Annotated in this window: 17 protein-coding genes; 10 read left to right on the top strand and 7 right to left on the bottom strand. The window is 61.0% G+C overall.

Going from position 1 to position 21,730, the window contains the following annotated elements:
• Window positions 1-14 precede the first annotated feature (14 nt).
• The 3 genes from QQK16_RS11820 to QQK16_RS11810 all read right to left on the bottom strand — a co-directional run bounded on the left by QQK16_RS11820 (window position 15) and on the right by QQK16_RS11810 (window position 3,813).
• Window positions 15-1,313 (bottom strand): tryptophan--tRNA ligase, encoded by a 1,299-nt coding sequence (locus QQK16_RS11820; protein ID WP_284196666.1) that lies wholly within the window; start codon window positions 1,311-1,313, stop codon window positions 15-17.
• Between the two features lie 119 nt (window positions 1,314-1,432).
• Window positions 1,433-2,878 (bottom strand): hypothetical protein, encoded by a 1,446-nt coding sequence (locus QQK16_RS11815; protein ID WP_284196665.1) that lies wholly within the window; start codon window positions 2,876-2,878, stop codon window positions 1,433-1,435.
• A 74-nt stretch (window positions 2,879-2,952) separates the two neighbouring features.
• On the bottom strand, window positions 2,953-3,813 hold the full coding sequence (locus QQK16_RS11810) for a DMT family transporter (protein WP_284196664.1): 861 nt from the start codon (window positions 3,811-3,813) through the stop codon (window positions 2,953-2,955).
• A gap of 120 nt (window positions 3,814-3,933) precedes the next feature.
• Here QQK16_RS11810 and QQK16_RS11805 point away from each other — a divergent pair, with 120 nt between their 5' ends.
• The gene (locus tag QQK16_RS11805; protein ID WP_284196663.1) at window positions 3,934-4,719 is read left to right on the top strand and encodes an MOSC domain-containing protein; all 786 of its coding nucleotides are present in this window, start codon (window positions 3,934-3,936) and stop codon (window positions 4,717-4,719) included.
• A 166-nt stretch (window positions 4,720-4,885) separates the two neighbouring features.
• Here QQK16_RS11805 and QQK16_RS11800 read toward each other — a convergent pair whose 3' ends face one another.
• Entirely contained in the window at window positions 4,886-6,490 is a 1,605-nt protein-coding gene (locus QQK16_RS11800; protein WP_284196662.1) for a GGDEF domain-containing response regulator, read from the bottom strand.
• Between the two features lie 488 nt (window positions 6,491-6,978).
• Here QQK16_RS11800 and QQK16_RS11795 point away from each other — a divergent pair, with 488 nt between their 5' ends.
• Window positions 6,979-9,828 carry a TonB-dependent receptor domain-containing protein gene (locus tag QQK16_RS11795; RefSeq protein ID WP_284196661.1) on the top strand — a complete coding sequence of 950 codons (2,850 nt, stop codon included), beginning with the start codon at window positions 6,979-6,981 and terminating at the stop codon, window positions 9,826-9,828.
• A gap of 109 nt (window positions 9,829-9,937) precedes the next feature.
• Here QQK16_RS11795 and dapD read toward each other — a convergent pair whose 3' ends face one another.
• Window positions 9,938-10,762 (bottom strand): 2,3,4,5-tetrahydropyridine-2,6-dicarboxylate N-succinyltransferase, encoded by an 825-nt coding sequence (dapD, locus tag QQK16_RS11790; protein WP_284196660.1) that lies wholly within the window; start codon window positions 10,760-10,762, stop codon window positions 9,938-9,940.
• A 42-nt stretch (window positions 10,763-10,804) separates the two neighbouring features.
• A complete protein-coding gene (dapC, locus tag QQK16_RS11785; protein WP_284196659.1) occupies window positions 10,805-11,998 on the bottom strand; it encodes a succinyldiaminopimelate transaminase in 1,194 nt (397 codons plus the stop codon).
• A gap of 214 nt (window positions 11,999-12,212) precedes the next feature.
• Here dapC and QQK16_RS11780 point away from each other — a divergent pair, with 214 nt between their 5' ends.
• The 3 genes from QQK16_RS11780 (at window position 12,213) to QQK16_RS11770 (ending at window position 15,114) form a co-directional block, all read left to right on the top strand.
• Window positions 12,213-12,542 carry a hypothetical protein gene (locus QQK16_RS11780; protein ID WP_284196658.1) on the top strand — a complete coding sequence of 110 codons (330 nt, stop codon included), beginning with the start codon at window positions 12,213-12,215 and terminating at the stop codon, window positions 12,540-12,542.
• A gap of 82 nt (window positions 12,543-12,624) precedes the next feature.
• Window positions 12,625-12,816: a YjfB family protein gene (locus QQK16_RS11775; protein ID WP_284196657.1), complete on the top strand. Its 192-nt coding sequence runs from the start codon at window positions 12,625-12,627 to the stop codon at window positions 12,814-12,816.
• A gap of 288 nt (window positions 12,817-13,104) precedes the next feature.
• A complete protein-coding gene (locus QQK16_RS11770; RefSeq protein WP_284196656.1) occupies window positions 13,105-15,114 on the top strand; it encodes an ATP-dependent DNA helicase in 2,010 nt (669 codons plus the stop codon).
• On the opposite strand, the gene QQK16_RS11765 is transcribed toward QQK16_RS11770, so the two are convergent.
• Complete coding sequence (locus QQK16_RS11765) at window positions 15,104-15,832, bottom strand: hypothetical protein (protein ID WP_284196655.1); 729 nt, start codon at window positions 15,830-15,832, stop codon at window positions 15,104-15,106. The two genes, QQK16_RS11770 and QQK16_RS11765, sit on opposite strands and share 11 nt — an antisense overlap.
• A 288-nt stretch (window positions 15,833-16,120) precedes the next feature.
• Between QQK16_RS11765 and mltG the strand changes: the two genes are divergently transcribed.
• The 5 genes from mltG (at window position 16,121) to QQK16_RS11740 (ending at window position 21,724) form a co-directional block, all read left to right on the top strand.
• Window positions 16,121-17,191: an endolytic transglycosylase MltG gene (gene mltG / locus QQK16_RS11760; RefSeq protein WP_308447015.1), complete on the top strand. Its 1,071-nt coding sequence runs from the start codon at window positions 16,121-16,123 to the stop codon at window positions 17,189-17,191.
• Window positions 17,192-17,193: 2 nt separating this feature from the next.
• The gene (gene tmk, locus QQK16_RS11755) at window positions 17,194-17,820 is read left to right on the top strand and encodes a dTMP kinase (RefSeq protein WP_308447027.1); all 627 of its coding nucleotides are present in this window, start codon (window positions 17,194-17,196) and stop codon (window positions 17,818-17,820) included.
• Window positions 17,820-18,827 carry a DNA polymerase III subunit delta' gene (gene holB, locus QQK16_RS11750; protein WP_284196653.1) on the top strand — a complete coding sequence of 336 codons (1,008 nt, stop codon included), beginning with the start codon at window positions 17,820-17,822 and terminating at the stop codon, window positions 18,825-18,827. The genes tmk and holB overlap by 1 nt, the downstream gene beginning before the upstream one ends.
• Window positions 18,828-18,839: 12 nt before the next feature.
• Window positions 18,840-19,217 carry a PilZ domain-containing protein gene (locus QQK16_RS11745; RefSeq protein ID WP_284196652.1) on the top strand — a complete coding sequence of 126 codons (378 nt, stop codon included), beginning with the start codon at window positions 18,840-18,842 and terminating at the stop codon, window positions 19,215-19,217.
• 134 nt (window positions 19,218-19,351) lie between these two features.
• Window positions 19,352-21,724: a penicillin acylase family protein gene (locus tag QQK16_RS11740; RefSeq protein ID WP_284196651.1), complete on the top strand. Its 2,373-nt coding sequence runs from the start codon at window positions 19,352-19,354 to the stop codon at window positions 21,722-21,724.
• Window positions 21,725-21,730 lie beyond the last annotated feature (6 nt).

Below are 21,730 nucleotides of genomic sequence, written 5' to 3'. Positions count from 1 at the left end.
GCTAGGACTGCGTCCTATTCGGCCGACAGCAAGGACAGCGCCTCCGCGACTTCGTCCTGGCTGATGCCATCACCCAATTGCACCGGTGCTTCGGCCAGGGCCGCTGCGCCACGCTGCTTGAGCTTGCCTACCCACTGGCCGGCATCACGGCCCTGCTCAAAGCCCTCGCTTTGCAACAGCACCCGGCCATCGTGGGCCGTGAGCTTGAAGTAGAAGCGGCCGTCAGCTTCGCGATACTGCTTGAAGATGGGCAATTGTGGCTTGTTGTGTTCGCTGGCGGCTACTGGCGCGGCGATGGCCTGGAAGCGGCGCAGGCCCACTGCTTCACGCAGTTGTACCAGCAGTGGCGTGGCCAGTGCGCGGGCCTTGCGGGCACCTTCCTGCAACGCGGCCTCGATACGCTCCGGGTTGGCCATCAGTTCGGCGTAGTGCGCGCGCTTGGGGCCGATTTCGCGCTCTATCAGCTCAAACAGCTGCTGCTTGGCATCGCCCCAGCCCAGGCCTTCGAGCAGTGCGGTGCGGAAGGCGGCGGTTTCGTCGCTGCTGGCAAAAGCCTGGTAGAGGGTAAACAGGTGGCTGTTGTCCGGGTCCTTGGCTTCGCCAGGCAGGCGCGAATCGGTGACGATGCGGGCTATGGCCTCCTTGAGGCCCTTGCTGCCACCCTCGAACAGCGGGATGGTGTTGTCGTAGCTCTTGGACATCTTGCGGCCATCCAGGCCGGGCAAGGTGGCAACCTGCTCCTCGACCACGGCTTGGGGCAGCACGAACAGCTCCTTGCCCTGGCCGAACAGGTGGTTGAAGCGCTGTCCGACATCACGCGCCATCTCGATATGCTGGACCTGATCGCGGCCTACCGGCACATGGGTGGCGTTGAACATCAGGATGTCGGCCGCCATCAGAATGGGATAGCTGAACAGGCCCATGGTCACGCCGGCGTCGGGCTCTTCACCGGCTGCTTCGTTGGCGTCGGTCGAGGCCTTGTAAGCGTGGGCGCGGTTCATCAGGCCCTTGGCCGTGACGCAGGTCAGCAGCCAGGTGAGCTCGGGTATCTCGGGAATATCGCTCTGGCGATAGAACACCACGCGCTCGGTATCGAGCCCGGCGGCCAGCCAGGTGGCAGCCAGCTCCAGGCGCGAGCGTTCAATGCGGCGTGGGTCGTCGCACTTGATCAGGGCGTGGTAGTCGGCCAGGAAAAAGAAGCTTTCGTTGCCAGCCACCAGGCTGGCGGCAATGGCCGGGCGTATGGCGCCGACAAAGTTGCCCAGGTGGGGCGTGCCGGTGGTGGTGATACCGGTCAGTACGCGTTGTTTCATGGTGGGGGATCCTCGGGCTGCTGTGCAGGCAGGAGTCTAGCGGGGATATACGGCCAGGGATACCCGCAGGCAGGCAAAAGCGCTGCGGAGCGCCCTTGCCTGACCGTCACGGGGAGAGATCAGCGCTTGTAGCGATCCAGCTTGATGCTGACCTTCTGGATGGTGGTGCCCTCGACCTGCAGCTTCTCTACCGACAGGGTATGGCCTTCAAAGGTGTAGGGCTTGAAGCGTGCGGCGACCCGGGTGGCGGGTGTGGCGTAGTAGAGCGTGGCGGGCTGGTCTGCCAGGGCCTGGCTGGCCAGGTAGTTCACCAGTGCGTGCTCCATGGAGTGAAAGCCGTTCTTCCAGTGATGCTGCCGCAGCTGTGGCCGGGCATTGCCGTCGGCCGATACACTGCCCCACACCTCGCCACCCGGTGCTGCCACAAAATGCTTCAGCCACCACTGGCCTGCTGCCTGCCAGCGGCTGGGGTCGTCTCCCTCCTGTACGGCCAGCGTGGCGGCAGCCTGGTCCAGCTCGGCATAGATCCACCAGCTCTTGTGCGGCACCACGCTACCGTCCTGCCGCCATTTCTCTCCCCAGCTGCTGCTGTCCTGCAGCCAGGCGGCATCCAGCGTCTTGCGCATGCCATCACGGGCCAGGCTGGCCAGCTCTACGTCCTGATTCTGGCGGGCCGCCAGGTAGAGCATCCAGTAGGCTTTTACAGTGTGGCCAAAGTCATTGTGGCGGCCATCGGCGCTGTCGCTGTCCGGCAAGCCGCGGGTGCCCCAGAAGCGGCCACGGTCGGCATCATGGAAGCGCTTGACCATGGCGCCAGACAACTTGCCGATATCCTCCTGCCAGCGGCGCTTCAGCGGCCCTTCCGGCAGTATGGGGGTGACCAGGATCAGATAGGCATTGAGCTGGTCCAGCGTCGCCACCAGTTCCTCGCGCTGAGCATCGCCATTGCCGCTGTCCTTGGCCTGCCAGCGTATCAAGCCGGCCTTGGGGTCCTGATAGGTAAAGATGTGCTGTTTGAGCTTGATCAGATCGGACAGTACCAGTGGGTCGCGGGTGAGGTAGTACACCGCTGCCATGCCCAGGCCTGCGTACGATAGATCCTGTGCGTTGCGCATGCCTATGGCCGGTTGCGGCTTGCCATTCTCGAACCAGCTGGCTGCACTGCCGGTGCGTTTGTCGAGGGCGCGGGCACGCAGGTCGGCCACCCCGGCCTGGGCCAGCTTGAGCAGCTTGATGTCGCCGGTCAGGTGGAAGCCCATGGCATAGGTGTAGATCTGGCGCGACTGCATGCGGACATAGTCGCGCTTGAGCTCGCTCTTGATCCAATCTGGTGCTTGTGCCAGTTCGGGGCAGGGGGCTGCTGCCAGATAGACGCTGCCGTCGTTGCAGCGGAAGGTGGGAAAACGGCCCAGTGGTTCGCCTTGTGCGGCGGTTTGGGTCCACCAGGGCAGCAGGTCCTCTTGGGCATGCTGGCGCCAGCGCTGGCCGGCGTCTTCTTCAGCCTGGGCACCTGCCATGGTGGCAAGGGCGAACAGGGCGGCAATAAGGGTGTGGCGTAGTGTCATGGGCGATCCGACCCGAAGGGGTGTTGGGGGTTCCGCACAGGCGCGGCAAATCTATTGGGCAAGTTGCAGGCGTATTAGTGCGTCTGGCGCTTGGCCAGCCAGACACCGAGTACGATGACCACGGCGCCACTGACCTGCAGGGGCGAGATGGCCTCTGCAAACAGCAGCCAGGCGGCCAGTGTGGCGACCAGTGGCTGGAACATCAAGCCCAGGGCCGAGACATGGGTGGGCAAATGGCCCAAGCCGTAGGCGATCAGGCTCTGCCCACCCACCTGGGTGATCAGCGCCAGCGCCACCAGTACCGACCAGGCATGCCAGCCGCTGGGCCAGATAGCCTCGCCCCGAACCAGGGCGATGGCGAGCATGACCATGGCGCTGATGGCGCTGCTGATGGCCATCAATCGCATGACGGGCATGTCCTGCCTGACCAGCTTGAGTACCAGCAGGTAGCCACAGTAAAACACCGCCGCCAGGGTGGCCAGCAGGTCGCCCCGGAAACGCGCAGGTGCCAGGGCGAAGTTTTCACCGGTCAATAACAGCACGCCAACGAGGGTGACAATGAAACTCAGGCTGAAGCCGGGCGCGATAGGCTCTTTCCATATCAGCCAGCCTACCAGGGGTACGCAAAACACGGGCACGCAATTGGTCAGCAAGGTGGCGTTGGCGACGGTGGTGATATGTAGCGACAGATGCCAGACCGTGAGATCAAGTGCAAAGAAGGCCCCGATGGCGAGCAGGGCCACACCACGACGACGGTTGATGGGCGGGGAGGGCGTATGCAGGCTGAGCAGCCATAGCACGGGTGCGGCCAGCAGCAGCCGCCAGAAGCCGGTGGCAACCGGGCCGATGTCGGACAGCCGCACGAATATGCCGGCAAAGCCAATGCAGGCGGCACCGGCCAGCAGGGCGGGGAATGCAAAACGCGTGGGTGGCATCAGCGACCAGCGGGACAGAGTGAATCTGGCCCCGATTCTAGCTGCAGCGGAGGTGGCATTTGTTCTATATTGCTGGCCGGCCCCTTACGGCCGTGTCCAGTTCAATACGGAGTGCTACTGATGCGACTCGCTGAAATCCATATCCATCCCCTCAAGTCATGCCGATCCAACCTGGTGTCGTCAGCCTTGGTCGAGGCCATGGGCCTGCAGCATGACAGACGCTGGATGCTGGTCAGCGACCGCGAGGGCTTCCTCACCGGTCGGCAGTATCCACGCATGGTGCTGATTACGGCGAGCATGGATGACCGCGGTGTGACCTTCGATGCGCCGGGCATGGACAGCCTGCGGGTGGAGATTGCGGATCTGCGAGAGCGGCAGGGCGTGACGGTGTGGCAAAGCGGCGAATTTTCCGCGCAGGTAGGCAGTGATGAGGCGGATTTCTGGTTCTCTGATTTTCTCGGCGCCAACTGCAGGTTGGTCTATACCGGTGCGGACAGCACTCGCCGTACCCGCAGGGATCCGGAGGTACCCGTCAGTTTTGCGGACGGTTATCCCGTACTGCTGATAGGCACGGCTTCTTTGGACGAGCTGAATGGCAGGCTGGTTCAGCCAGTCAGCATGCGGCATTTCCGACCCAATCTGGTCGTGGAAACCAGTGTGCCGTTTATAGAAGACAGCTGGCGGCACATACGGATAGGCGGCGTGGTGTTCGAGAATCTCAAACCCTGCTCACGCTGCCTGTTTACCACGGTAGACCCGGATACCGCCACGCCGGCTGCGGATCGCCAGCCGCTGGAAACCCTCAATAACTATCGCCGCACCGAGGATGGAACGATGTTCGGTGTCAATCTGGTGGCACGCAGCCTGGGTAGACTGCAGTTGGGCGATGCGGTGGAGTTGGTCTAAGTACCGCTGACAAAGCTATTGGAGCTTTGTTGGGCGAGTTTGCAGTACCCGTGTACTGTCTTCCGCGGCATTTACCCTCACACACTAGCCAGAACCAGCTACGGTGAGTTTTGTTAGCGGTTCTCAATAGCGGCCACCACAGTCAGGCGCCGACCTGCTGAGCCGGTCAGGCGTGGATCACCACGCGATCCCGTCCCGCGCGCTTGGCTTCATAGAGTGCCTCGTCGGCATCCTTCACCAGGGCCTCGCCGCTGGGTATGGTGGGGAATTGCGACACGCCGCTGGAGAAGGTGGTATTAAACCAGGTCTCGTTGAAGGGGTGCTTGATCTGGCCAAAATCGCGGCGTATGCGATCCAATATCTGGAAGGCCTGGGAGGCATTGGCGCCAGGCAAGGCAACCAGGAACTCCTCGCCACCGTAACGGCCGACGATGTCGGTCTTGCGCAGGCGCTGTTTCAGCAACCACGCCAGGCTTCGTATGATCTGGTCGCCGACCGGGTGGCCGTAGCTATCGTTGACCCTCTTGAAGTGGTCGATATCTATCATCGCGACCGCCAGGGCGTCGTGCTCGTTGGCGGCGGCATTCACGGCCGCATCCAGGCGCTGTTTGGAACTGGTATGGTTGAGCAGGCCGGTCAGGCTGTCGTGGAACATGGAGCGGCGCAGCAGCCGGTAGCGCTCTATCTTGCTCTTGACGATGGCGTTCAGTATGACCGGGTTGAACGGCTTGGTCAGGAAGTGGTCGCCGCCCAGGCGCAGCGCATCGACCTGCAGGCCCACGTCGGTCTCGCCCGACAGGTAGACGATGGGCACAGACAGGAATTCCGGATGCTGGCGTATGACGCGCGCGGCTTCGACGCCTGTGCAGCCGGGCATATACATGTCCATCAGGATCAAGTCTGGCTGGTAGCGCTTGAGCGCATTCAGCACCTCGCGCGGCTGGGCGATGGCCTGGCTTTCTATGCCGTTTTCAGCCAGGGTACGCTGTATCAGCTTGCTGGCGGTCAGCGAGTCCTCCACCACCAGCACGCGGTAGGCTTCTTCTTCTTCACTGGCATGCAGCTCTATGATCTTGGCCATGATAGCCGGCAACGGTGTGCCACGGGCAAAGCAGAAGTCGCAACCGGCGCCCAGCGCGGCCTGCATGCTGCTGAAGTCGGCATCGATATTGAGCCCCAGCAGGTTGCTGGCGGCAAAGCGGGTGCGCAGCTTCTGCATGTGCTGGCTAGCGATGCCGATGGCGATGCCCGTCATGTCCAACAGCAGGGTGGTCGGTTCATCGTCATTGGCCGGCAGCTTGGTCCAGTTGTATCCCTCAGCCTTGATGCCGAAATAGCCCAGCTGCGAGATCAGGTCACGCCAAGCATCGAGGTCGTCGCCAATGAACCAGACCCGCCGGCCCGGCGAGAGATCGGCAGCCGGTTCGCTATCGTGACCGGCGCGTCGGTCCTCTATGGGGCGGGTACTGTGCTCGATAAAACTGGCAGCCCGGGCACAAAGGCCCTCCACCCGGCTCTCCAGCTCTTGTAGTGCGCCATCGGCAATCGGATGGGTGTGCTCGTCACCAAACAAGGCCAGCGATTGCTGCTCGATATCGCGGGCGATCTGGTGCAGGCCGGACAAGCCCTTGGCATGCAGGAATTCGGCAAAGCTGGACAGGATGACAGCAAACTCGACGAACTGCTCGAAACGCGGGGTAGCCCGATAGGCGCCCCAAGTGGCGCGCATGGCTTCGTACTTCTTTTGCAGTTCGGCAGGGGGGCAGGACATGCTGGGGGTCGGTTGTGGGCTGTTGGATAAAGTCTATTACATGCGGGGCGACAAAAGCGAGGAAACCTTTGTGGAAATAAGGCGGCTGGCCGCCTGCGGAGTGTTTGAGTTGGTAGGATTTAGTGTCGCAGGTTGACAACGGTCTGGCGTATTTGAGGCTTTTTTTCCATCTTATTCGACGCTGTCCAGTACGGCGCTCGCTATGATCAGTTCCGCGAGCGGCAGTAAATAGGTGTTGGCAGTTGTAAATAAATGTTGCCGCTCTGAGATTTCGGTAGCCAAGCGCTGACGCTGTGGGAGATCCCTGCAGCTCCAGTATCTGTGGCGTGTCTCTCTGTGCACCAACGGGGGAGTTGCAGCCTGACGATAAGCTACGTTGCCTGCTTAGTGTTGCAATGAACTTTCCGTCTAAAGCGCAACCGCCTGTTCTGGAGAGCCGTCGCCCATTGGTTTACCGGAGCGCCTAACATGATCGTAAGGGGAGTTCGATGTTCGCCAAGAGAAAGATTAGTGCAGCCGTAACACTGTTGATGAGTGGCATGGTACCGGCGCTGGTGCCGGCATTTGCTGCAGAAGACGCAGCTAAGCAGGAAGTCGTGGTTGTTACCGGCTCCCGCATCGTACGTGCCAATCTGAGCGGTACCACGCCTGTGCTTACCGTGACCAAGGAATCCCTTGGTAATATGGGTATGGAAAACTTTGCCGACATGGCAACGCAAATACCCCAGTTTGCCCCGTCCTTTGGCTCTTCCCGTACTCAGTCCACTTTCTCTGGTGTGGCAGCGTCGGGCCTTAATAACGCCAACCTGCGTAATCTTGACCCCGTACGCACCTTGGTGCTGATTAACGGTCGCCGTGTTCCGGGTGGTTCCTCCACCAGCATGGCAGTAGACTTCAATACCATTCCAACCGCCAATATCGAGCGCATTGAAATCATTACCGGTGGCGCATCGGCCATTTACGGCGCCGATGCTGTTGCTGGGGTTATCAATATCATTACCCGCAAGAACTTCCAAGGTGTGGAAGTCAATGCGTCCTATGGCGAAACCAGCGAGGGCGACAATAAGAACCCTAGCGGCTACATCATGATGGGTGGCAAGCTGGGCGATGCAGGTCGTGGTCTCTTGACTCTGCAGTTCGACAAGCAGGGTCAGGTCAGCTGCAAGGATCGCTACATCTGTGCTGAGGACTTCGCATGGCTGTCGCCTGCCACTCAGGTGCGCGGACCGGCAGCGCGTTCTGGTGTAGGTGAGAACGGTCGCTTCTTTGTCGGCACCAATAGCTACACCCGTCGTGGCGATAGCTTTACTGAGGATGGTGCGTTGATCCCCTTTGATGTCACAAAGGATGGTTACAACCGCAACGCCAACCGCGATCTGGCTATCCCAACCACCCGAATCATGGTGGCTGGCGAGATGGAGTATCCGCTGAGCGAGAAGGTCAAAGCCTTTGCCGAGTTCAACTTTGGGCAGACCAAGGTGGATTCGAGCTTTGAAGGCCACCCTTTCCAGTCTTCCGCAGCGAATGACCGTATCGGTGGTGTGACTGCTGTAACTATTCCTATCAATAACCCATTTATTCCTGCTGCACTGCGTACGGCTGCGGTGGCTGGCAACGTGACCGAGATGACTTGGTGGCAGCGTTTCTCGGACAAAACCGCCGGTGGTAATCGCGGTGCCAAGAATGACCGTGATACCGCCCGTACCGTTGTCGGTGCCAAGGGCGAATTCGATAGCATTTTCGGCTTGGGAAGCGACTGGCGTTGGGAACTGTCCAATGTCTACGGCCGTACCAAGGTCAATCTGTCTACCGAAGGTCTGGTCGGAAAGGTGCAGTTGTACAACGGCCTGCGCGTCGAGGCCGATCCGGCCAATCCGGGTAGCTATCGCTGCGTGGATGCTACTGCACGCGCACAAGGTTGCGTCCCTATCAATCCGTTCGCACCGTACACGTCTGCCATGCAGAACTATATTCGCATGAGTTCGACCGCTGTGGGCGAAAGTTCGCTCAACAGCACCAATGCCAGCTTGACGGGTGCATTGGTTGAGCTGCCAGCAGGTGCCATGCGTACCGCGATAGGCGCCGAGTACCGCACCTTCTCTGGTGGCCTGGATTACGACGCTGCCATCAACCAGGGCTTAGTCACGGGTAACACGCTCACCGATACTGATTTCGTCAAGATCAAGACGCGCGAAATGTTCGCCGAATTGCTAGTGCCGATCCTGGCCGACAAGCCGTTTGTCAAAGCACTGAACTTCGAAGGTGCTTATCGCCATTCAGAGGCTTCAGGGGACATCAGCTACAACACCTGGAAGTTTGGCGGTGATTGGGAACCAATGGAAGGGCTGCGTTTCCGCGCAATGAAGGCACGTGCCGTACGCGCGCCAAACCCGGGTGAACTGTCCGGTGGAGGTACGACAGCCGGTGTTGTGAACGACCCTTGTACCGAGTCCCGTCGCAATGCTAACCCGACTCGCGCAGCCAACTGTCAGGCAGATGGTGTGCCGGCCGGATACGCGCCGCCGCTGGTGGTCGAGCAAAGCGTGACCGGCCTGACAGGCGGGAACAAAGCGTTGAAGCCGGAAGTAGCAACCACTCTGACCTATGGTTTTGTCTGGCAACCTAAGTTTGTAACTGGCTTGGCGTTGACTGTCGACCGTTTCGAGATCGATATCAAGGACATCATCACCACGGTATCGCGTCAGATAGCCGTTGATTTGTGCTACGACAGCCGCTTGCTTTGCAATGCTATTACGCGTGGTACTCATCCACTGGTAAACGGCAACTATGTGCTGACGGCAGTGAATGAGCAGTTGCAGAACGTAGCTAGCCGGGAAATTGCCGGCGTCGACCTGGATGTCCGTTATGCCATGAAGAATTCATGGGGTGACATGGACTTCTCGTTCATTTCGACCATTTATGATGAAGCGACCCTGCAGCCGCTGGCTAGCCAAAAGCCACTAGATATGCTGGGTCAGGCGGGTGGTTCGACCACCGACCAAGGCTTCATCAAGTTCACTGCTAACGCCAATGTTGGTTATCGCAACGGTCCGTTCAAAATGAATTGGAACATACGCCACATTGGTAGCGCGGATATGGCTCTAAACTCTACCAAGAACGGCTTCCCGCGGATTCCGGCACATACCTACCACAATGTTCGTTTGGGCTACAACTTGGCCAAGTCGACCGAAGTGTATGGCGGTGTGACCAACCTGTTTAATAAAAAGCCGCCGTTCTTTGCCTCGGGTACTGCGGGTACCCAGGCTTTGGACACAGTTCCTGGTTATTACGACATCTTCGGTCGCTCCTACTATGTCGGTGCGACGCACAAGTTCTAAGTCGTTCAAGGAAGTTGCGTAATGAGAGCGGCGCCTTAGGGCGCCGCTTTTTTCTGCAGCTGTGACTCCACTCCCGTGGCTGTCGGTGCTGTTGAGTATTTGCTAACGCCTAAATACCGCGCAACAATTCGTTGATACCCACCTTGCTGCGGGTCTTGGCATCCACCTTTTTGACGATGACGGCGCAGTAGAGGCTGTACTTGCCGTCTGCAGAGGGCAAGTTGCCACTCACCACCACCGAGCCGGCCGGTACGCGGCCATAGCTGACTTCGCCGGTTTCGCGGTCATAGATCCTGGTGCTCTGGCCTATGTAGACACCCATGGAGATGACAGCGCCTTCTTCCACGATCACGCCTTCCACGATCTCGGAACGGGCACCGATAAAGCAGTTGTCCTCGATGATGGTCGGCGAGGCCTGCAGGGGTTCCAGTACCCCGCCTATGCCGACGCCGCCGCTGAGGTGCACGTTCTTGCCTATCTGTGCGCAGGAGCCGACCGTCGCCCAGGTGTCCACCATAGTGCCTTCATCCACATAGGCGCCGATATTGACGTAGGACGGCATCAGTACGGCGTTCTTGGCGATATAGCTGCCCCGGCGGGCCATGGCAGGCGGGACTACCCGGAAGCCCGCTTGGCGGAAATCGGTATCGCTCCAACCGGCGAACTTGCTGTCCACCTTGTCGAAGAATTGGGTCTCGCCACCGTCCATGACGCGGTTGTCATTGGCACGGAAGCTCAGCAGGACGGCTTTCTTGGCCCATTCGTTGACCATCCACTGGTCGTCTTTTTTCTCGGCTACGCGTAGTTGGCCGCGATCCAGCTCCAGGATGACCTGGTCTATCGCGGCGCGCAGGTCTGGCGTGATATTGGCTGGCGTGATGTCGGCGCGGTTCTCGAACGCGGCTTCAATAGTGGCTTGTAGTGGATGGGTCATGGTGCGGGTCTCGATGGGCTGGGGTTTGGATACGGTGGCGGTTCAGTGAGCGTAGGCAGCGATGCGCTGGGCACCCTCGATGCAATCAGCCAGGGGGGCTACCAGGGCAAGGCGGATGCGCCCGGCCCCAGGGTTCTGGCCATGCGCGTCTCGCGCCAGGTAGCTGCCGGGCAGTACGGTAACGTGGCAGTGCTGGTAGAGGTCGCGGCAGAAAGCCGCATCGTCGCCAGCATAGCGTTGCGGTACCTGGGCCCACAGGTAGAAGGCGGCATCGGGCCATTCGGCGCCCAGTGGCTTTGCCAGCAAGGGGACGACGGCCTCGAATTTGGCCCGGTACTCGGCCTGGTTGGCGGCCACATGCTGTTCGTCACGCCAGGCGGCGGCGCTGGCTGCCTGTACCGTGGCCGACATGGCAGAGCCGTGGTAAGTACGGTAAAGCAGGAAGCCCGCTAGTATATCGGCGTCACCTGCCACAAAGCCGGAGCGCAGGCCGGGGGCATTGGAGCGCTTGGACAGGCTGGAGAACATGACCAGGCGCTGGTAGCCACGCCCCAGCTGGTTCGCAGCCTGCAAAGCGCCCAACGGGGGGGTATCAAACCAGATTTCCGAATAGCATTCGTCGCTGGCAATGACAAAACCGTACTGGTCGGACAGGGTAAACAGTTTGCGCCAGTCATCCAGTGACATCACCGCACCGGTCGGGTTGCCGGGTGTGCAGACAAACACCAGTTGGGTACGTTGCCAGATGTCAGCCGGGACGCTGTCCCAGTCGGGCTGGAAGCGCTGCGCAGGCAGGCAGTTCAGGTAATAGGGTTCGGCACCGGCCAGCAGTGCCGCTCCTTCGTAGATCTGGTAGAAGGGGTTGGGCGAGATCACGATCGGCTTTTCGCAAGCGCCGGGGGTGATCACCGCCTGCACAAAGCTGAATAGCGCCTCGCGGCTGCCGTTGACAGGTAGTATTTCGCTCGCCGGGTCGGGCCGGGCAATGCCGTAGCGCTGTGCCAGCCAATCGGCAATGGCACCGCGCAGATCAGCCGAGCCCAGTGTGGCGGGATACTGTGCCAACCCACCAAAGTGCGCCTGCAGGGCAGTTTTGATCAGTTCGGGGGTAGGGTGCTTGGGCTCACCGATTGATAGGTCGATATGGCGCAGGCCATCACCATGCGCGGCACCGGCAAGCAGGGCCTTGAGGCGCTGGAACGGATAGGGCTGTAAGCGGTCTAGCAGGGGATTCACGTGGTGGCCGCCATGGGGCTGAAAGCCTTCGATTATAGGGAGCTTTGGCTTGCTGCAAAACAAAGCCTGCGGCAGGTCGCCGCAGTCGTTACACTACGCATCCCCGTTGCATGCTTACGTCATGCTGATCTGGCCTGATTGCGCTGGATCTGAGTAGATGTGATGCGCGGCAGATTGTGCTTTTTGGATAGTTGCAAAGAGGTTGGAGTCGTCCATGCTGTTAACTCTCTCCCGCTGGCTTTTGTGTGCTGGCGTTTCAGTGGCACTGGTATTGCCTGTGCAGGCGGAATCGGTGTTGGTGCCGGTGCAGCCGGCCCCCCCTGTTGTGACGGCGGAAGCCCCTTTGCCGGGTGATGTTCCTGCCGCAGCCGAGCCTGTGGGCAAGCCCAAGCGTGCCGTCGAGGTCAAGCGTGACCGGCGTGGCAAGGTGATCAAGAGCAAGAGTTCAAGTCGCAAGGCCAGTAAGGCCACGGGCAAGAAGAAGTCGGCGGTAACGAAATCCAAGGGCAAGACAAAGAAAGTCTTAAAGAAGCGGAAGAAATAGCCGATAAATCTGGGGTAAAAGCCAGGAAACTGGTCTAAGCTCAAGAGCAATTCTGCCCAGGCTGTATTGCCGAAAGGAAGTTATGGATATCTCCAGCGCTGCTAGTGCGATCTCCGACCAGGCCATGTCCAAGACCCAGGCGCAGGCATCCATCCTGACTTTGCGCAAGGCGCTGGATATCCAGAAGAGCAACGCCATGGCCTTGCTTGAGGCGCTGCCTACACCCCCGAGCAACCCGGCGAACCTGGGTAACGCGATTGACGTACGAGCCTGAGCGCCGGTTGTAAGTTTAAGGCAGGGATGGGCGGTGATGGGCAGGTAAGGCGCCTGGGAATCCGCGGGGCTGAGTGTGTCCTGAGCCGGCCAAGTCTCCTTTGATGGAGATCCCTGAATCTCGCCGCCGCTCGTCGTTATTTTGAATGGGCAGTGACTTAACCCAGATTGTTAGCTCGATGTTTTAGACGCCGCCGCCCTTGCCAGGCGGCGTTTTGCATGGTGCGGGCGGGACTGCTGGAAGGGGCATGCTAGAATCGCGGCGCGATCGACTTTCCTCCTGCCTACCGTGACCACCCTAGATGATGTCTTTGCCGAAGGCGGCTTGTTCAGCCAGGCCATGCCTGGCTATCGGCCACGCACCCAGCAGGTCGAGATGGCCCAGGCGGTGGAGCGCGCCATCAAGGACAAAAAACCGCTGATCGCCGAAGCGGGTACGGGGACTGGAAAAACCTATGCCTACCTGGTTCCGGCCTTGCTGTCTGGTGGCAAGGTGATCGTCTCTACCGGGACCAAGACCCTGCAGGATCAGCTATTTCATCGCGACCTTCCCAAGGTGCGCGCTGCGCTCAAGGTGCCAGTCACGACGGCGCTGCTCAAGGGGCGTGCCAACTATGTTTGTGTCTATCACCTCGAGCGCGCGCTGGCCGATGGGCGCTTTGCCCGCAAGGAGGACGTCATCCACCTGCAGGCCATAGCGCGCTTTGCCGCCACCTCCAGCGATGGCGACAAGTCGGCCTGCTCCAACGTACCTGAATCCTCCCCGGCCTGGCAGCACGCGGTGTCCACCCGCGACAACTGCCTGGGCTCGGAGTGCCCCAGCTACCAGGATTGCTTTGTCATGCAGGCACGCCGGCAGGCGTTGGAGGCCGACGTGGTGGTCGTGAACCACCACCTGTTCTTTGCCGATGTCTGGCTCAAGGACGAAGGTGCAGGTGAATTGCTGCCGCGCTGCAATACCGTGATCTTCGACGAGGCCCACCAGTTGCCCGAAGTGGCCAGCCTGTTTTTTGGCGAAACGGTGGCCTCGGGGTCGCTGTTGGAACTGGCACGAGACAGCCGCGCCGAGGCCCTGGCTGCAGCCAAGGATTTTGTGCACTTGCCGGCGGCAGCGCTGGCCTTGGATAAGGCCACGCGCGATCTCAGGCTGGTGTTTGGCCAAGATGCCTTGCGTGCGCCGCAACACCAGCTGGCCGAAAACCTGGCCTTCCACGCGGCCCTGGGCGTGCTGGAGGAAAAACTGACGGAGTTGGTCGATCGGCTGGTAGACCAGGCTGAACGCTCTGAAGGGCTGGAGAACTGCCGCCGCCGGGCTGCCGAACAACTGGGCGTGCTGCGGCGCTGGCGTGATGGCATGGAGCCGGCGCCGGCCGTGCCCGTTGCAGCGGAGAAGGCTGAGTCGGACAAGGCTAAGCCAGCGGCCAGCCATCTCGACGCGGTGTTTTGGCTGGAGGTGAGCCCGCAGGGTTTTCAGCTCAATATCACCCCGCTGGATATCGCCCGCCTGTTTGCCAAGCAGATGCACGAAGAGCGTGCCTGGGTGTTTACCAGCGCCACCCTTGCCATGAATGGCAATTTCAAGCATTACACCCACGAGATGGGTTTGTGGGAGGCAGAGCAGGCGGCCTGGGAATCTCCTTTTGCTTACAAGCAGCAGGCGGTGCTCTATGTGCCCCAGGGTTTGCCTGACCCGAATAACCGGGATTACACGGCTGCCGTGATCGAGGCGGCTTTGCCACTGATCAAGTTGTCCGAAGGCCACGCCTTCCTGCTGTTTACCAGCTTGCGCGCCATGCGGGAGGCCTATGATCTGCTTAACGCCAGGTTGCCAGCCATGGGGCTGCAATACCCCATGCTGCTGCAAGGTGAAGGTACGCGCACCGAGTTGCTGGAGCGCTTCCGTACCCAGCCCAATGCAATATTGGTAGCCAGCCAGACCTTTTGGGAAGGCATCGATGTCAAGGGCGAGCAGTTGCGCCTGGTGGTCATAGACAAGCTGCCCTTTGCCGCGCCAGACGACCCGGTGCTGGCAGCCCGCATAGACAAGATCAACCGCGCGGGACGCAATGCCTTTATTGAGTACCAGTTGCCGCGCGCAGCCATTACGCTCAAGCAGGGGGCCGGGCGTCTGATACGGGACGAGACCGACCAGGGCGTACTGATGATCTGCGACCCCCGATTGGTGGACAAGCCCTATGGCAAGCAGATATGGAAAGCCTTGCCGCCCATGCTGCGGACGCGGGAGCTGAGTGTGGTGGAGCGTTTCTTCGCCCGCATGAAGGCTGGCGTTACGGAATGACTCCCAGCAGCGAGACATCATCTATCGGTATCAGCGTATTCTGGCTGTTCTTGGTAAAGCCGCTCATCTCGACGTTGTCGAAGCTGATGGCGCCAGCGCTGCTGACCGTGACTTTGCTGCAGTTACGGCAGGCTCCCTGAGTGGTTACGACCGTACCGGTACGGGTGTCCACGACCGCATCCCACTCCAGCTTGCCGTCCTGAGTCTGGTAGTTGAGGGCGGTGACCTGATTCTGGTTGTTGACGGTCACAAACATCAGCGTGTTGTTGTAAAAAGTCAGGCTGTAGGTCTTGTTGCTGCCCACCGTGTTGACACTCTTGGTTTTGACAGACTGCATGCCTTTGACCGTGGATGGGCCCTTGGTGGTGTATAGCGAGGCCATCTTGCCCAGGTCCTGCACTACCCCTAGTGCGAGTGTGCCATCGCTTTGCAGCAGCAGTTCCACGCAATAGGTCTGCAGGCCTATGCTGACCTCTGGCAGCAGGATGCTATTGGTGGCTAGATTGAATACCAGTGGATTGGCCGTGTCGCTGGCGGGGGCAATGGCGGTGATATGCAGGCGGTCACCTATCAATCGCAGGGTGACGCTGTATACCGCCTCGCCAACCTGTACGGAAGGCAGATCGATATAGCCTGTCTCAGGGTTGAAGGGCGTAGGGTCGGCCGCTACCTTCAGGGCCAAGGCTGCGGTACAGAGCAGGCGTAATAGGCGATACATGGCGCGACTCCAGCAAGATGCAAGTGACGGTTTACTGCGTATAGTGTTTGCCCGGCAGCAAGGCAAGCCGGCTGGGAAATTTCACGATAGCCGGCAAGGAGTCGCAATGGCCGTGGCCGGCCAAGGTGCCGGCCCTGCCGATTGATGGCAAACTGCCAGGCTTGGCAGTGTGCCGGCGCGATGGATATTGCCTTGGCACTGCTTGCGCTGGGGGTTGGCCGGCGGCGGGCACAATGGAATACAGGGTTGCTGGCCTAAAAAGCATAGCAACCGCGCACCGGATAACCGGTGTTTTACCAAGAGAAACTGGAAGCTGAATTGGCACGTGCTAACAAGAATTCGCCCAAGCGGGCATCGCTACTCGGCCGTTTGCTGGCTTGGCTGAGTGTATTGTTGCTGCTGGCGGCGGTGGCTATCGGTGGCTATGGTTGGCGCTACGCCCACACGCCTTTTCCGCTCGATGGCGGCCCGCGCGCCTTTGTGCTGGAGCGTGGCACCACCATGCGCATGGCGGCCAACCAGTTGGCGGCCGAAGGCTTGGTGGAATCGCCCTGGCTGTTGACGGTGCTGGCTCGCCTTACCGGTGATGCGGGCCGCATCAAGGCAGGTAGCTACGAGCTCAGTGAGCCCGTTACACCGTTGCAACTGCTGGCCAAGCTGACTGACGGCGATGTCTCCAGCGCTACGCTGACCATAGTGGAGGGCTGGAACTGGCGGCAGGTGAAAGCAGCCTTGGCCAAGGATCCAGATCTACGGCATGACACGGCGAGCATGGACGATGCTGCCATCCTGGCAGCCATCGGCGCCAAGGCGCCGTCGCCAGAAGGCTTGTTCTTTCCTGATACCTACCATTTTGGCAAGCAGAGTTCCGATATACAGGTACTCAAGCGTGCCCATGAGGCCATGCAAAAGCAGCTGGCCGCCGCCTGGGAGGCGCGCGCTGCCAACCTGCCGCTGCAGTCGCCTTACGAGGCACTGACCCTGGCCTCCATTGTGGAGAAAGAGACAGGAGCCGCCAATGACAGGCCCATGATCTCGTCGGTGTTCCATAACCGCATGCGCATAGGCATGCGGCTGCAGACAGACCCGACCGTGATCTATGGCTTGGGCGAGGCATTTGACGGTAACCTCAAGCGCGTCCACCTGGAAACCGATACGCCCTATAACAGCTATACCCGTGGTGGACTCCCGCCTACCCCGATTGCCATGCCAGGCATGGCTGCCTTGCTGGCCGCCACCAATCCGGCATCGTCCAAGGCACTCTACTTTGTTGCCAAGGGTGATGGCTCTTCGTATTTCTCTTCGACCCTGGCCGAACACAATCAGGCGGTGCGCCGCTACCAGTTGGGAGCCAAGTGATGGTGCGTGGCCGGTTTATTTCGCTGGAGGGGCTGGACGGGGCGGGCAAGAGTACCCACCTGGCCTGGCTGACTGCGGCGCTGACTGCTCGTGGTGTGGATCATCTGGTTACCCGTGAGCCTGGTGGTACGCCGCTGGGAGAAAAGCTGCGAGAGCTGTTGCTGCATGAGCCCATGCATCTTGAGACAGAGGCCTTGCTGATGTTCGCCACACGGCGCGAACATCTGGCCCAGGTCATTGAACCGGCGCTGGCACAGGGGCGCTGGGTAGTGTGCGACCGGTTTACCGACGCCACCTATGCCTACCAGGTGGGCGGCAGGGGGCTGGATTTGGCAAAATTCGAGGCGCTGGAGCAATGGGTGCAGGGCAGGGCTGCGGGGTTGCTGCAGCCTGATACCACCCTGCTGTTCGATGTGCCGTTGGCCGTCAGCCGTGCCCGGCTGGCGGGAGCGCGCGAACTGGATCGATTTGAGCGCGAGCAGGATGCGTTCTTTGAGCGGGTACGTGCCGCCTACCATGCCCGCGCATCGGCTTCGCACGGGCGGCTGGTGGTGTTGGATGCCAGCAAGCCGGTAGCAGAGGTACAGGCTGATCTGGCCCAGGTATTGGCCGGCATGGGAGTGGCGTGATGCTGTATCAGTGGCAGCTTGCCGAGTGGCAGGCCTTGATCAGCCAGGGGGAGCGACTGCCCCACGCCTTGTTGCTGACTGGCGAGCCGGGTATAGGCAAGCTGGCGTTTGGCCGCCATCTTGCCCAATCCTTGCTGTGCGAATCGACCGCCGCCGACAAACCGTGTGGCGTGTGTGATGCCTGCCGCTGGTATCTGGCCGGCAACCACCCGGATTTCCGCGAGCTGACCCCGGCGGTAGAAGAAGAGGGCGATGACGACGCCAAACCCAAGAAAAAAGCATCGGCCTGGATTACCGTGGACCAGGTGCGCGAGCTCAATGATTTCGTGCATCTGAGCGCCCACCGTGCCGGACGCAGGGTGACCTTGATACAGCCTGCCGAGGCGCTGAACCTGGCGGCAGCCAATGCCTTGCTGAAGACGCTGGAAGAGCCGCCTCCCGGTGCCATGTTCATTCTGGTCAGCCATCAGTGGCGCCGCCTCTTGCCTACCATACGCAGCCGCTGCCGTCGGCTGGCGCTGACCATCCCACCGCGCGAGCAGGCGCTGGCATGGTTGGCGCAGCAGGGAATCAGCGACGCCGAGGCCAATCTGGCCGAAGCGGGCGGCGCGCCACTGGCCGCGCAAGAGCGCTCGGATGCAGGTGTAACGGCGGCGCGGCGCAGTTTCCTGGGCGAATTGGCCGACCCGCGCAAGCTGGACCCGCTGGGGCTAGCGGAGCGACTGGACAAGCAAAAAGTGGAAGTTGCACGCGTCACCGACTGGCTGTCTCGTTGGCTGCATGATCTGGCGCGCTTGGGACTTGCCCAGTCTGTCCGCTATTATCCCGATGAGGCGGGCCGGCTTGCCTCCCTGGCGACGACATTGGACCCCGTACGGCTGATGCGTTACCACGATACAGTGCTGGAAGCGAAGAAACTGTCCAGCCACCCACTGAATGCTCGTCTTGTTTACGAGCAACTGCTGTTTGGCTACCAGCAGGCGGTTCGGCCGGCCAACAAAGGATAAAAAAGGATAAGCATGTCTGAAGCACCCAAACCCGCTGCTCCGGCCGCACCACGCGCCGGTGGCGTACTCTCCCTTAGCATCAAGGAGAAGGCAGGCCTGTTTGCCGCCTATATGCCGTTTCTCAGGGGCGGCGGGATCTTCATACCCACGGCCAAGGCCTACACCATCGGGGACGAAGTCTTCATGCTGCTGCAGCTGATGGATGACCCGGCCAAGATTGCGGTATCGGGCAAGGTGGCCTGGATTACACCGGCGGGGGCACACGGCAACCGTACGCAAGGCGTGGGGGTGCAGTTTTCCGATAACGAGGCAGGGCAGCAGGCGCGCAACAAGATTGAAGGCATGTTGGGTGGCGCACTGCAGTCGAACCGTACTACTCATACTATGTAGGAATCTGGTGTGTATGTGCATTAAAAGCCCGGCTTGGTTCGGGCTTTTTTGTGGCCGGTTGTCGTGCGCAACCACGCAGACCTGGGGATGAAGGTGATATCTGCAGGCGGTTGACTATGGGAAGCAATATGGCGATGGGAAAATGGTTGCGCTGGTCCTGGCGCCTGCTGCTGGCCTGCCTGGCCACGTGGTTGCTGCTGGCCTTGGTGCTGTGGCTGTTCCTGCGAGGCAGCCTGGCTCAGCTCGATGGTGAGCTGCCGGCAAGTGGCCTGACGGCAGATGTGACAGCCTTGCGGGATGCCTTGGGTGTGCCTACGGTCAGTGGCAGTAACCGGCTTGATGTGACTTATGCCACGGGCTATCTGCATGCGCAGGAGCGGTACTTCCAGATGGATCTGATGCGCCGCGTTGCCGCTGGCGAGCTGGCGGGGCTGATAGGCGAGGCGGCGCTCGAGAGTGACCGCGAGCATCGTTTTCATCGATTCAGGGCGCGTGCCGCCAGCACCCTGGCTGCTTTGCCCGAGGCGGATAGGCAGTTGCTGCAACGCTATGCGGCAGGCGTCAACGCAGGTCTGTCGGCCCTGCGTGCCAGGCCTTTTGAGTATGGCTTGCTGCGTACCCAGCCAGCGCCATGGCAGCCTGCAGACAGCCTGCTGGTGGTATGGGCCATGTATTTTGATCTGCAGGGCCATCAGGAACGACGCGAATTGGCGCGTGGCTGGTTGAAGGCCCACACTACGGCCGAGCAACTGGCCTATCTGCTGCCTGAGTCCAGCAGCCAGGATGCTCCGCTGGACACGCCGGATATCGTGTCGCCCCCGACAGCCACACCTGCGCAGGCGCCGGCGTGGCTGGGGCTGCCTGTCCCCGGCAAGCAGGCGGGGCTTGCCCTGCGCAGCGCAGTGGGGAGCAATAACTGGGCGCTGGCGGGGAGTCGTAGCACGCATGGCAGCGCCATTGTGGCCAACGATATGCACCTGGGCTTGCGCTTGCCGCATATCTGGTACCGCGCGGTGCTGCAGTACCCTGACGAGCAAGGACAGACCCGGCGTATCGCCGGTGTCACCCTGCCGGGTGCGCCTTTGGTGGTGGCCGGCAGCAACGGCAAGGTGGCCTGGGGCTTCACCAATAGCTATGGCGATTATCTGGATCTGATCGAGGTGGAGCGGGACCCATCGCAGCGCTTGCGTATCAAGACAGCTGCAGGCTGGGAGACGGCCAGGGTGCATACGGAAACCTTGCAGGTCAAGGATGGTACCGCCGTGACCATGCAGATTGCCGAGGGCTCACAGGGGCCTTTGCGCGAGGTGGAAGGGCGCTGGTACGCCGTGCGCTGGATTGCCCATCAACCCGGCGCGGTCAACCTGAACCTGCGCCAGATGGAAGGCGTGGCCGATCTGGCGGCTGCCCAAGCCGTAGCCCATAGTGCCGGCATGCCGGCGCAGAATATGGTGGCAGGCGATGCCGCAGGCCATATAGGCTGGACGATTGCGGGCACGCTGCCGGGCCGCGAGGCCTTGCCGCAAGCGAGTTTTCCATATCCCATTGCAGCAGGCCTGAGCTGGCAGGGGCGCTTGTCCCCCCGCGACTATCCACGCCTGAATGATCCGGCAAGTGGGCAGCTGTGGACCGCCAACAGCCGCCCGCTGGGCGGCGAGCTTTACCGCCGGATGGGCGACGGTGGGGCCGACCTGGGCGCTCGTGCTCGGCAGATACGGGATGGACTGACAGCCTTGGGCAAGGGTAATGAGCTGGCGGCCTATGGCTTGGCCCTGGACGATAGAGCACTCTATCTGGCTGGTTGGCGCGAGCGGGCACTGGATGTGTTGGATCAGGGTGCGACGGCAACACGGCCGCAGCGGGCTGAGTTCCGGCGCCTGCTCAAGGAGGGCTGGACGGGCAGGGCCAGTGTGGATTCGGTGGGCTACCGGCTGACGCGGGCCTATCTGTATGCCTTGTATGCCGAGCTGTTTGGTGGCCTGGATGCCCAATTGGGCGCGCTGGAGCCCGGGGCTGATTTCGACCTCGCCAATCCACGTTGGCCGGTGGTGGTGGCGCGGCTGCTGGATGAACGGCCGGCAGGCTGGTTGAAGGAACGGGATTGGCGAGGGCTGGAGTTGGCCGCCATAGACCGGGCCATTACCGAGCTGACGGCCGGAGGCCGGCCGCTCTCTGAAGCCAGTTGGGGGCAGCGCAATACCAGCCGGATTGCCCATCCCTTCGTCAAGCTGCTGCCTGCACTCAAGCCTTGGCTGGCGGCACCGGCCGATGCGTTTGCTGGTGATGAGCACATGCCCAGAGTGGCGGGGCCGGCGTTTGGTGCGTCGCAACGCATGGTGGTCGCGCCCGGGCAGGAAGCACAGGGCATATTCAATATGCCGGGTGGCCAGAGCGGCCATCCGCTTAGTCCATTCTTCCTGGCTGGGCATGCCGCCTGGGTCAAGGGTGAGGCGACCCCCTTTCTGCCGGGGCCGGCACAACATACCCTACGCTTCGTGCCCAAGTAAGGAGTG

Origin of the sequence: Chitinimonas prasina, from assembly GCF_030160395.1 — a bacterium.
GTDB classification, from domain to species: Bacteria; Pseudomonadota; Gammaproteobacteria; order Burkholderiales; family Chitinimonadaceae; genus Chitinimonas; species Chitinimonas prasina.
The sequence above is the reverse complement of the archived record's forward strand: the minus strand, read 5'-3'. Positions and strand labels throughout refer to the sequence as shown.